The following is a 12373-nucleotide window of genomic DNA, read 5'->3' as shown; positions in this document are numbered from 1 at the left end:
GACAAAAAACCAAAACTTAATCGCAATTATCGGTATTTTAAATAGCGTTCAGGATGAACAAGATAAGATGATTGCCTAGGGATTTATACATTGATCTACAGCAAAAATAAAGTCTTTGTTCCAGATCAATATGGATGAGGAAATAACAATGCCAAGCTTAACCCCTTTACACGAAACCTATTGTAAGTGGGATCGTTCGCCTCCAAGTCAGGCCGACGTATTAGAAGGTTTAGCGCAGTTAGTGAGTACGCCACTCAGTGGCATGGTTCAAGACTTCATCCAGTCGATTCAACGTGAAATGTTGCTGAGTATTTTTGGCTTAAGTAAACAAAAAGCCAAACGATTCCAATCCCGTCCAATTGTCGATAAATTCTATCAATTTGGTTATCACGCATTGCAAAATTATGGTAGCCACCTGATTGCCCCAATTTTACGTAAAACCATTGAACGTTTCCCAAATTTACATGATAAGCCATTGACCTCTCATATGACCTTTTTGGTCAGTGTTTTAAATGGGGTGTTGGGCGATTATTTGTTGGCAACCCATAATCCGCTCGCACTGTCACCTGTGCTTTATGATCATTATGGTTCATTACAGCAAGGTGATTTGGCTGGCCGTGTGGTGATTTTCTCTCACGGTTTATGTATGAATTATCAAGACTGGACCAATCGTAACAATGGCGGTATTGGTGAGAAACTCTTGGCGCAACGTGATCACAACACCATGTTGTATTTTCACTACAATACTGGACGTAGAATTTCAGCCAATGGACGTTCATTGGCAAATCTTTTAGAAGACTTAATCAAACGTAACCCTCGCATTACCAGTATTGATTTAATTGGGCACAGTATGGGCGGCTTGGTTTCTCGCAGTGCGCTGTTCTATGGCAAACAAAACATGCACCAGTGGTTCCACATGGTTGAGAATCTGGTTTGTATTGGCTCCCCGCATCATGGTGCATTATTAGAACGTTTCGGATTTGCCATGCAAGAGAAAGTGGGTAATTTCCCGATTGTTAAAATGATCAGCCATATCGTCAATATCCGCAGTAATGGCATCTTAGACTTGCGTTATGGAAGTGTCCGAGATGATGACTGGGAGCATAACAATGCTCGTATTGGTTTGATGGATGACAACCGTAAACCAGCTCCGCTACCGTCGCATATCAATACCTTTTTAATTGCAGGTACCTTGGAGTTTGAAAACCGCAAAAACCGCACCTTAAAAGTGATTGGCGACTATCTGGTCAGTGTTAAAAGCGCCTTGGGTGAACACCCAAACCCACGTTTCCAGTTGAAATTACCTGAATCGCATAAAGCTGTGTTTTATGGCTTAAACCATCTTGAGATTCAATATCATCCTTTGGTTTCGGAACAAATTGCCAAATGGTTTTATCCGCACCATGATGAATTGGCAGAAGAACAAATTCGCAAATATTTGATTAAATTAGAAAGTATGCAAGGGATTGTTGAGACCTAATTGTAAAAAAAAGCTGATCTTCAATCAGCCTTTTTTGCTATTTCACTTCAATTTGATAAGACTTGTTCTGCTGAGGATCAATCATGTCACCATATTCATCAAAGTTTGATTTTTCTGCACATTGGGTATCGATCAATAAGCGTTGATTTTTTACAATAAAACCTTGTTTTAATTCACAAGTCCAAGCTTTATTATAAAATTTTTGGCTGAGCTTTTTGCCTGTTAAATCAAATTGCGTCACCTCAATCAACGACTGAGCAAGCGTTCTAGCAGGATGGCTCTGCGACACAGACAATACGTAGTATCTGCCACCATGTAATTGACAGTCTTCAATTCGACTTGAAAAATAATCTGGATCGACAATAAATTTTTTAAATGGCTGAGCACCCAATTTGATATAGGAAACATCGGCTGGAATGGTGTCATCAAATTTAGATTTAAACTGACAAGACACATCTTTACTGACCACTTTGCTGGCTGGTTTTGCAGAGACTTGTGCTGTAGCCAAACAGACCAGCATACCGATCCCGGCTAAATTTATTTTATGATTCATGATTTTGCTTGATTTATAAATAATTGAAGTTTATATGAAAAAAGAGCCAGTTTAGACTGGCTCTTAATGTTTTTAAATTAGTACTTTCTAAACAACTGCCATAGACTGATCAATGCCAATACACTGAAAAACAGTAATGACCAAACAGGTAAAGACTGTCCTAAGAAAGTCCAATCGACCATGGCACATTCGCCAGAACCTTTAAGCACATTTTCAAACACAGCCTTTAAAGGCAAAGTGTTGACCCAATAGTCCAGACCGGGACCACAACTTGGAACCTGATCTTTGGGTAGATTCTGTAGCCACACATGACGAGCAGCAACACCAACTGACCAAGAAATCGCAGCTAAACCCAAAACGCTATAAATGCGTTTAAATACATTTGTTTTTGGGTTATGCAAAAAGGCAATCAATGAAATTAGCCCTAGACCAATCAATCCAATACGTTGAAATACACATAGTGGACATGGCTCAAGCCCTTGTACATGCTCTAAATAGAGCGCAAATGACATACCAATCACACTTGCCAAAAATAAAAGACCACTTACGAAGCGATAACTACGCCATTGCATGGAACTTCCTCATTATCTAATCAATGCTTTATCTAAATTTACTCAGATAATCCTCGAAACTTATACTTGTATTTTGTTCAAGTTGCTGTTGTTCTGCGAGAGATGTTCGAGTAAGTCCCTCAAAATACGCTAAAGTTTCCGGACTTAATACATGTTGTTCGTAACTTTGGATATGTTGATTGGCCATATAGCCACCAAAATTCCATGTACCACCTTGCTCTACAGTATCGGCAATCACATGCGCTGATAGTGTTTCATCCACATCATCAATACGTGTTTGCATCACCGTCAACGCTTGACGATATAAATCTGTTGCATAGGATTGGTTGAGTAGATCTGCAAGTGGTTGCATGGCGGTGACATGCTGTTGAATCCACTCAAGTAATGGATATTCAACACCCGCTTCAATGATTTTCGCATTTGGCGCACGACCACGATTGACCACTTCAGCCTGATTTTGCTCAATAATATCTTGTTCTTCATCCCATAAATCTGGGCTTTCTTTAAGCAAGCAATACAACGCAACCACTTCCAAGAAGCCTGCTGTATCCTCATCGATGCCAATCGCACTGTATGGATTTACATCTACCGCGCGTAATTCAACATAGCCAATCCCACGATTTGACAAGGCCTGAGAAGGCGTTTCCCCTGCTTGTGGCACTTGTTTTGGACGGACTAAGCTGTAGTATTCATTTTCAATTTGTAAGACGTGATCATTAATTTGAATCGGCTGACCATTGGCATCGTTTAAACCTAAATGACTAAACTGCGCATAAGGTGAATTGACCGCTTTTTGTAATTCAGCCACATAACTTTCTAAATTGTTGTAATGAATACCCAATTGTTTTTGTGCAGAATTTTGATAACCAAAACGCCCCATGCGCAATGCTGTGGCATAAGGTAGAAATAATGTGCCTTTGATTAAAGGCAACAATTGATGTTCACGCCCTGTCATAAAGCATTTACAGACTGAAGGGCTGGCACCTACCAAATACATCACGAGAGGAGTTAAACGAATAAAGTTACGTATTAATCCAAGATAACGATGACTGCGATAATCTTGCAGGCTTAAGGCTTTAAGCGCTTCATTACTTTCGTGTTGTTGTAATTGTTCAAATAACGCATCTGGGAAAGACACATTATAGTGCACACCCGAAATCGTCTGCATACGGCGCCCATAACGAATGCCGAGACCATGACGGTATAAGGTTTTGAATTGACCAATATTGGATGTGCCATATTGTGCCAAACGGATATTTTCTTCTTTGTCATCCAGCATACATGGCATGGACAAAGTCCATAGCTTTTCATCATTTTCTAAATGGCGATGCACAACAGCATGCACATCGGTTAAAAAGCTTAACGCTTCAGGAATGCTTTCTTTGGGAGGTGTAATAAACTCCATCAAAGCTTCTGAATAATCTGTGGTGATATGCGGATGTGTTAGGGCTGAGCCTAAAGACTGAGGATGATCAGCCTGTGATAAAAAGCCATTACTTTGCATACGCAGGCTTTCACGTTCGATGCCACGTAACATGCCTCTGAATAAGGTAGAATCCACCCAATTTGGTACTAAAGATTGGGAAATCGTTTCGGGTTGACTCATACTTACTCGCTTATCTTAAAGAATTTTTTAAAATAAAATGTTTTGATGCGCGCAGTATAACGTTATTTATCGATATACACGTATAAGCATCGTTGTTTTAAATGAATTATTCACTTTATTTCGGAAAAGTTTTTAACACAAACTACCTCTACAAGACATCTAAAATTTGTGATTTTATAGAAAAATTACCACTAAAGAATTGTAACTACTATGAATTATCAAGAAATTATCGATTTTTGGTTTAGTGAAGAAACTCAACCATTTTGGTTCGCAAAAAGTGACGCATTCGATCAAACTTTGCACCAGCGATTTGCACATACCTTAGATCAAGCCAAACATTGCGAGCTATGGACTTGGCGTGCCACAGCAGAAGGCCGCTTGGCTGAAATTATTGTTTTAGATCAATTCTCGCGTAATTTGTATCGAGATCATGCTGAATCTTTTGCACAAGATACCTTGGCACTTGCGCTAGCACAAGAAGCAATTCAGCTAAATTTAGATCAGCAATTAAGCCCCGAACAGCGTTCATTCCTGTATATGCCATTTATGCATAGTGAATCAAAAATTATCCATATCCAAGCTTTACAACTTTTTGAAGAGTTGGGCAATCCACTCAATTTAGATTTTGAGAAAAAGCATAAAGTGATTATTGATCGTTTTGGACGTTATCCTCACCGTAATCAAATTTTAGGGCGAAGCTCAACGGCAGAAGAAATTGAATTTTTAAAACAGCCGAATAGTCATTTTTAATTCTATTAATTTTTATCTAAACAGCTTATGCAGAAACATTTTGCATAAGCTGTTTGACCCGCACATCAAAGCATACTGATCCATTAGAAACAACAAGCGTTAGAAAACATAGCTGTGTTTAATAATGGTATTTTCAATCATTTCAGCATGTATGGACTTTAACTGCTGTTCATGCGAGTCAAAACTTGGAAATAGCGGTATGCCCTTTCCGAGAAGAACAGGCATGATAAAAACCTCTAAGGTATTGAGCAACTTCTGTTCAATAAAGGTATTCTGCAATTGTGTTCCACCGACAATCCAGACATTGCCGTTATAATTCTGTTTAAGGTACTCAACAAGTTCATCCACACCTAAGTTCCACCGCGAAAGCGAGGCATGAGTTAAAGCTAAATCAGGATTAGAAGTGACGATAAATCCTTTCTGATTTGGATAAGGCCACGCCTCACCAAAAGAACAAATCACTTCATAGGTTTTACGCCCCATAATCACGATATCGATATCTTGGATAAAATCATCATATCCACAGTCAATACTTTGAAATGGCGTTAAAAATGCTACAGAACCATCTGGTGTTGCGATATAGCCATCTGCGCTTGTTGCAATATAACCTTTAATTTGAATACTCATTCAACTCTACTCTTAACAGTCTTCATTTTTTATCATGGATTAAATACGTATAATACCGTGCTTATTGTTTAAATTTTACGTGAACAGTCATTTATCTTGTTGAGTATCTTCCTGAATTAACAAAATTCTTCTTGAAATTCATTGTCAGTCCATCAATTTAGAACAATATACTGAGGATTATAAATTCATTAAATTCCATCCAGAAGAATGGAAAGGAGAGACACATGAACAAAGTACTCATTGGTCTAACTATTGCAGCGGCGCTCACCATCACAGGTTGTGCGACGACACCAAGCAAACCACGTACCTTTGACCAGCTTGGGCAATACACTACGGTTCCACTTAACGATCATAGCTATCGCATCAGCTTCCAAGGCAATAGCAATATGAGTTTTGGAACAGCTGAAGAAATTAACCTTGTCAAAGCCGCACAAACAACGCTTTTAAATGGGTTTACTTACTTCAAGGTTTTAGATGATCCAAGTAATCGCACTCAGCAACCGCCTCGTAAAGCAGTAGTTTACCCATCATCAAACTACTATCCATATGGCTGGGGCTATCGTCGTCATCCTGTGTTCTGGAATGACCCATTTTATGATATGCCACAAGTGGTGACCATTGACCCTGTGCAAATTTCCTATACGATAGAATGTTATAAAGATAAAAAATCATCGCCAAATGATGCATTTGACGCTCGTCTGATTTTGCAATCTTTAGGACAAAAATATGGTGTTAGTCCGACAGGACAAGTACTGCAACCACAGCCTGATGCGGTAACATCAACGAAATAAAAATGCAGAAATCGATTTAGGAAAATGAATGAGCGGAATTGAACAAAGTGAAGTTCTCAATGAAATTCCAAACTTAGATCGAAGCAAACGCTTTGCGACCATCGCCTTGGTGGTGGCCGTTGTCGCATGGTTTGCTTTGATCATTTCCGCCAAACTGATGCCTGAGTATGCTTGGTTTATTCATATTCTCATGCTGGGTGCTGAAGCTGGCGTGGTCGGTGGCTTAGCCGATTGGTATGCGATTACTGTGTTGTTTCGTAATCCCTTTGGGAAAATTCCCATTCCTAAATTCCTCAAGGATCACACCGAAATCATTCCACGTAATAAAGCACGTATTGCGGAATCGATGGGTAAATTTGTCCAAGAGAATTTTCTCTCTCCACAAATTGTTGAACGTAGTTTAAAAAGTATTGATCTTAGTTTTGCTGTGGGTCAATGGCTGGCCAATCCTAAAAATAACGGTCAAGTGGTGGATGTGATTCAGCAAACGGTTCCGAAAATTTTCGAATTCGTTGGGCAAGACCAAATTGGACGCTTTATTCAAAACAACAGTGTGCAATGGGTTCGAAATACTCGAATGAACCAATTGGCAAGTGAAATGCTGCGTGCGGTTTTAGAAAATGATTTCCATCAAGATGTATTACAACGTGGACTAGATATTGCCCATGAATGGATGATGACCCATCCTGAAAAAACCCGTGAAATCACTCAAACCATGTTTAAAGAGCTTGGTGTTTCACGCCTTGCCAAAGGTGCCAGCTGGATTGGGATTGATGTTGAGCAACGGACCATTGATTCAGTGATTGAAAAAGTGGAATCCATGCTTGCTGATCAGGAGCATCCTATTCGTCAAAAAATTGAAGAAGCTGCACATGAGCTTATGCTACAACTGGCAGATAACAATAGTCATGCCAGCATTAGTTTAAATGAAACCAAGAATGCCCTTTTAGACAGTGAACCGGTACTCAACTTTATTACTGGTGCTGTGGTGATTTTATGTGATGCGGTTAAATCTGACTTGCTTAAAGCAGACTCAGGTATTGCCATGAATTTACGTATCGCCATTCAACAGCTTGGTGAAAACTTGATGCAAAATCAGTCAGTACGAGAATTGCTGAATGATCGAATCAGCGGAATTGCCATCAATTTAAGTGACCAATATAGTGAGAAAGTGATTAAGTTTATTAGTCAACGTATCCATGAGTGGGACTCTACCGAAATGATCGCCAAGATTGAAAATGAGGTAGGCGGTGATTTACATATGATCCGTGTTAATGGTGTTGTGGTGGGTGCATTTATTGGTCTAAGTTTAGGTGTGATTCGTGCTGTGATTGATTTTGCGATTTAAGAATATAAAAAATGGGAGTCTAGCTCCCATTTTTTAGCACTGCACTTTTTATCAATTTAAATGCTGTATCAATCAATCGCATAATTGATGGTCACGACAACCCGCGCAATTTTATTAATGGTGGCTTTGTCATAAGCACCGCCATAATCACTGTCATCATCAGAACCACTTTCAGGTAAAATATAAAACGCACCCTGACTTGCAGAACGCATCGCACCGACTTTTACCCCACCGACTTTTGCAAACTCATTGGCACGACTATGCGCATTTTTAGTTGCATTGGCGATCAATGACATTTTTATTTCTTCTAGATTCGACACCAAATACTGCGGTTTTTGCTCGATGGATATGCCTTTTTCATCTAATAAATACGCATCTTTTGCGGCTTTCTCAATCTTTTGAATATCACGACTATTTATCACTAGTGATTGCATCGCAGTATAGCCTCTAAACTCACGGGTAAATTTCCCCTCGCCTTGATTCACTTCTTCATAATAGGGTTGAGAGCTTTTATTACCCAGTTTCATTTCTGTTGCTTTAAATCCATGCTCAATAAAGAAATCTTGTAGTGCTTTTATTTCTTGATCCAACAATTGATAGGCAGCTGAAACACTGTCTGATGCACGGCTGGTTTGCAGATGAATTTCCCAGCGTGCTAGATCCGCTTGTATGGGTTTTTCAGCCAACCCTTTGACCACTATTGAATTTTTTTCACCATTAAACTGCTTAAGTGCATAGCCCATGACACTTGCCGAAATAATGAATCCTAAACTTAGAATGAGTGCAAAGACCCATAAAGTTTTATATGTGATTGATTTATTTTCCATTATTGTAGTATCGCTAAAATTATTATAAATAAGTTATAGTAAGGATCCTACAACAAGTCAACCCACTTTGCCCCTATAAACAATATTGCTTTATGGTTTGCATCGCCTATAAAGATTAATCACGCCTTATAAAAATCAGAATAATTTATCTAATCATCATATGAAATCTACATGATCCGATTCAGCGCTTAAAATCACTGCTAAAGTGCATTTAAGCCATCTAAAATTGCTCTGAAACGCTTGAATGAAATTTCAGTTTGGATCTTGTGGGCTTAAAAATAACAAGTTTAGTAACCATCTTATCGGTAATTTTACTTCTCACTCTTTTGTAGTTCTATTTAGTTAATCTTACGCATCATACTCGGTGATATACCATAATGTTTTCTAAATTCACGTGAGAATTTCGACATATCATCAAATCCACATTGATAGGCAATTTGATTAATTTTATGCGTATGTTCATTGGTCTGTATCAACATCTTCTTGGCTAATTGCAAACGACTTTGCATCACATAACGGCCAAATGTGGTTTCATTCTGTTGAAAAAGTTTACTGATATATCGCGAACTAATACGAAGATCTTGAGCAATATCATGAATACTAAGCCCACTATTGTCTAAGTGCTCCAGAATTAAATGCTTGACCTGTACGAGCATGCTGTGGCTACTTGATCGAGGCGTTTTGTCTTTGATCTGATCAAGAACCACATAACGCAGTAAATCAAAAAATTTATGCAGTACCACCTGCTGAAGTTCTGTTGAAGCCTGCTCAGGGAACCAAAATAAATCATGAGCGTAATTTAATAATAAAATTTTCAGTGGATGCCCATCACCAAAAGCATGACCACATAACTGGTCAGGTCGCCCAAAATACTGTTGAAATTGTTCACGCGGTAACATGAGCACTAGTTGATTGAATTGTCCATTCAAATACAAATCATACGGCTGCTGGGTATCATGAAAAATAAATTGTCCTTGGCTGAGACATTGTTCACGACCATGATATTGAACACCCATTTGGCCTTCTATCAGGAAGATAAATAAAATCTCATCATGATGACTATGTCTAATATTGGAGGCATGCCGTTCAACATGTTGACCATAGCCTTTGATTTCAACCAGTTGAATATTGCCTATATGTTTTGCAGACAAAGCACCAAAAAAGCCATCCTGTACAGAAACATTACAGGTCAATGGTACAAATACTTGACTAATCGCATCCTGCCAATAGTCACGTTGCAGCTTATTTTTGACACGCCTTGTGTCATAGTTAAACATCATTGTCTCTCTTATTTTTAGACGCTTATACAATAAAGCTAATCCGTTTAGCATAATTTGTAAACCTTCAACTCAGCGCCCCCTAATTTTGAGATCAAGCAAAATTTATCTCTTTTAAATTTGGAATCTTTTTCCGATTTTTAGTTCCGTATAGATCTATGTTTTGTGCCTGCTCAGCATACCCCCTGATCAATCTTTGGCTTTATAACCAAAAGTGCAATATTGCTTAGTTATTGAGAAAGGATCACTCATGAAAACTTCAATTAAAGTCGCTTGTGTACAAGCGGTTCCTGCATTTCTCGACTTACAAGGAAGCGTAGATAAAACCATCAAAATTATTGCCGAAGCAGCAGAAAAAGGGGTTGAACTTATCGCCTTTCCAGAGACTTGGATTCCTGGCTATCCATGGTTTTTATGGTTAGATTCTCCCGCTGCAAATATGCCATGGGTATATCAATACCATCTCAACTCACTTGAGCTTAATAGTGACCAAGCCAAACAAATTGCGGATGCTGCAAAAAAATATAATATGCATGTGGTTTTAGGCTTGAGTGAGCGTGATCATGGCAGTCTGTATATTTCCCAATGGATTATTGATCATCATGGTGAAACCATCGCTGTACGTCGAAAATTAAAAGCCACCCATGTAGAGCGGACTTTATTTGGTGAGGGTGATGGTAGTTCTCTGCAAGTCTATGACACTGCGCTTGGTCGTATTGGGGCGCTGTGCTGCTGGGAACATTTACAGCCCTTAAACCGTTATGCAATGTATTCGCAGCACGAACAAATCCATATCGCAGCATGGCCTAGTTTTAGCTTATATACGGATATGACTGCCGCACTCGGCGCAGAAGTCAACAATGCGGCTTCACGTCTGTATGCAGCTGAAGGACAATGTTTTGTGCTTGCATCTTGTGCGATCGTTTCTCAGGAAATGATTGACGCTTTATGTAGCGATGAAACAAAGAAACAGTTATTAAAAACCGGTGGTGGTGCATCACGAATTTATGGCCCTGATGGTGGTGATCTTGCCACTCCACTTGCCCAAGATGAAGAAGGTCTATTAATCGCTGACATTGATCTTAATCATATTATTTTTGCTAAAAATGCAGCAGATCCTGTAGGACATTATTCTCGTCCAGATGTTTTTCAATTGGTATTTAATGCTCAACATAAACCCAACGTGATTTATTCAGCACCCGCTGTACGTTCCTCTATAGAGCCAACAAATGTAGATGTGACAGCAGAATTGGAGGTTGACGGAGAATAAGTGAGGATTTGCTATTTTTGGTTGTGAAGGCGAACTCAATCTTGTTCAATTTTTAATTAAAGAAAGGTTCTACAAGGGCCTTTCTTTAATAGAGGGCTCCTTGGCTATAAAATAATTTATTGTTTAAAATAAATTCTAAACCATGTCTCAAATAATAATTTCCTAAATTTTGATAACCTTTTTCTATCAAATTAAATTATTTCTAATTAGCATCCCACTGTTGCGATGTATGTAAGACTCTTAAAATACGGACTGTATCTACAATGTCATACACCACAACATAATGTGGATAAACAACCAATTCTCTTGTTTCTTTCTTTTGTCCAATTCGTCCCATGAGATTATTATGGGCCAGTAAACTTACTTTCTCTCGAATTAACTCATCTAATTCAATTGCAGCAAGTGGATTCCTTTCATCAAGATAATCATAGATTCTCTCACGATCTAATTGTGCATCTACGGTCCAAAGAATCTTCATTACTTTTTAGCAGTCAACCGTGCCAATGTTGCAGCTCGTTTTGCAGCAAATTTAGCTTCTACGTCCTCATGAGAAATCAGATTCCCCGCATTCGCCTGATCTAGGCCAATTTGTACTTGCTTTTGAAACCAAACATCATAAGATGCCGCTTCTTGTTGTTGCTTTACAAAATCGCGCATGAAATCACGTAATAATTGTGCTCCGCTACGATCCATATCTTTCGCAAAACTAGAAAACTCTTTCTTTAAAGACTCATCCACTCGGAATGTGAAAGTCGCTTCAGTCATAGTTTCAGCTCCAATGTGTTACATTTGAATTCAAATATAACACAAAGCAATATATGACGCACAGAAAACCTTTAGATGGATCTTGAAGTAAATGACTGCTTGATTCATAGATATTTAGCTATAAAAACGAACTAGTTGCCATTAAACTATTGGATATATTGGTTTGTGTAAATTACTACATCAATCGAATAGCACTGATTTATTTGAAACAAAGCCAGTATGATCCCTTAATGAGCCAAAGTTTTGATATATTCTTTCAAACCAAGGACAATTACTATTTTAGTCATGTTCCAAATACTCAGGATGAGCCATTGGAAGTTAGAGGGTTTTAACCAAACCAGTAAAAAAGCGATTCAATCTAGTATGTTCAAAATATTTGATCAAAAAAGTCTATATGATTTTCAATTATGTAAAAATTTGATTTAAAAATCGTGGAACGTGAAAAATCTATCAAAAGCCGTTCTAGTAGGTTAACCCCTAGAGCGGCTTTAATTAAGGCATTGATGT

The 12373-nt window shown here is 38.5% G+C and carries 13 protein-coding genes; 5 read left to right on the top strand and 8 right to left on the bottom strand.

Annotated features, from left to right (window positions below; genetic code table 11):
• The first annotated feature begins 148 nt into the window (after positions 1–148).
• On the top strand, positions 149–1480 hold the full coding sequence (locus MTO68_RS00645) for an alpha/beta hydrolase (protein ID WP_004818342.1): 1332 nt from the start codon (positions 149–151) through the stop codon (positions 1478–1480).
• Between the two features lie 37 nt (positions 1481–1517).
• On the opposite strand, the gene MTO68_RS00640 is transcribed toward MTO68_RS00645, so the two are convergent.
• The 3 genes from MTO68_RS00640 to gshA form a co-directional block, all read right to left on the bottom strand.
• The gene (locus MTO68_RS00640) at positions 1518–2033 is read right to left on the bottom strand and encodes a hypothetical protein (RefSeq protein WP_244014634.1); all 516 of its coding nucleotides are present in this window, start codon (positions 2031–2033) and stop codon (positions 1518–1520) included.
• A gap of 77 nt (positions 2034–2110) precedes the next feature.
• Complete coding sequence (locus MTO68_RS00635) at positions 2111–2605, bottom strand: disulfide bond formation protein B (RefSeq protein ID WP_004818338.1); 495 nt, start codon at positions 2603–2605, stop codon at positions 2111–2113.
• 28 nt (positions 2606–2633) lie between these two features.
• Positions 2634–4211: a glutamate--cysteine ligase gene (gene gshA / locus MTO68_RS00630; RefSeq protein ID WP_004718681.1), complete on the bottom strand. Its 1578-nt coding sequence runs from the start codon at positions 4209–4211 to the stop codon at positions 2634–2636.
• Positions 4212–4421: 210 nt separating this feature from the next.
• On the opposite strand from gshA, the gene MTO68_RS00625 reads away from it, so the two are divergent.
• Positions 4422–4961, top strand: coding sequence for a DUF924 family protein (locus tag MTO68_RS00625; RefSeq protein ID WP_244014632.1), 540 nt, complete (start codon positions 4422–4424; stop codon positions 4959–4961).
• Between the two features lie 99 nt (positions 4962–5060).
• Here MTO68_RS00625 and MTO68_RS00620 read toward each other — a convergent pair whose 3' ends face one another.
• On the bottom strand, positions 5061–5588 hold the full coding sequence (locus MTO68_RS00620; protein ID WP_244014631.1) for a dihydrofolate reductase family protein: 528 nt from the start codon (positions 5586–5588) through the stop codon (positions 5061–5063).
• A gap of 224 nt (positions 5589–5812) precedes the next feature.
• Here MTO68_RS00620 and MTO68_RS00615 point away from each other — a divergent pair, with 224 nt between their 5' ends.
• Both MTO68_RS00615 and MTO68_RS00610 read left to right on the top strand, forming a co-directional pair.
• The gene (locus MTO68_RS00615) at positions 5813–6379 is read left to right on the top strand and encodes a hypothetical protein (RefSeq protein WP_004718687.1); all 567 of its coding nucleotides are present in this window, start codon (positions 5813–5815) and stop codon (positions 6377–6379) included.
• Positions 6380–6407: 28 nt separating this feature from the next.
• Positions 6408–7727: a DUF445 domain-containing protein gene (locus MTO68_RS00610; protein WP_004718689.1), complete on the top strand. Its 1320-nt coding sequence runs from the start codon at positions 6408–6410 to the stop codon at positions 7725–7727.
• A gap of 68 nt (positions 7728–7795) precedes the next feature.
• Here MTO68_RS00610 and MTO68_RS00605 read toward each other — a convergent pair whose 3' ends face one another.
• Both MTO68_RS00605 and MTO68_RS00600 read right to left on the bottom strand, forming a co-directional pair.
• Entirely contained in the window at positions 7796–8554 is a 759-nt protein-coding gene (locus MTO68_RS00605) for an SIMPL domain-containing protein (protein ID WP_034611176.1), read from the bottom strand.
• Positions 8555–8892: 338 nt separating this feature from the next.
• Positions 8893–9834, bottom strand: coding sequence for a helix-turn-helix domain-containing protein (locus tag MTO68_RS00600; protein ID WP_244014629.1), 942 nt, complete (start codon positions 9832–9834; stop codon positions 8893–8895).
• A 247-nt stretch (positions 9835–10081) separates the two neighbouring features.
• Here MTO68_RS00600 and MTO68_RS00595 point away from each other — a divergent pair, with 247 nt between their 5' ends.
• Positions 10082–11101: a carbon-nitrogen hydrolase family protein gene (locus tag MTO68_RS00595; RefSeq protein ID WP_244014627.1), complete on the top strand. Its 1020-nt coding sequence runs from the start codon at positions 10082–10084 to the stop codon at positions 11099–11101.
• Between the two features lie 202 nt (positions 11102–11303).
• On the opposite strand, the gene MTO68_RS00590 is transcribed toward MTO68_RS00595, so the two are convergent.
• Complete coding sequence (locus MTO68_RS00590) at positions 11304–11579, bottom strand: type II toxin-antitoxin system RelE/ParE family toxin (protein ID WP_244014625.1); 276 nt, start codon at positions 11577–11579, stop codon at positions 11304–11306.
• On the bottom strand, positions 11579–11866 hold the full coding sequence (locus MTO68_RS00585) for a hypothetical protein (RefSeq protein WP_244014623.1): 288 nt from the start codon (positions 11864–11866) through the stop codon (positions 11579–11581). The genes MTO68_RS00590 and MTO68_RS00585 overlap by 1 nt, the downstream gene beginning before the upstream one ends.
• Between the last annotated feature and the right edge of the window lie 507 nt (positions 11867–12373).

It is taken from the genome of Acinetobacter sp. NyZ410 (assembly GCF_022828975.1).
GTDB classification, from domain to species: domain Bacteria; phylum Pseudomonadota; class Gammaproteobacteria; order Pseudomonadales; family Moraxellaceae; genus Acinetobacter; species Acinetobacter guillouiae.
The sequence above is the reverse complement of the archived record's forward strand: the minus strand, read 5'-3'. Positions and strand labels throughout refer to the sequence as shown.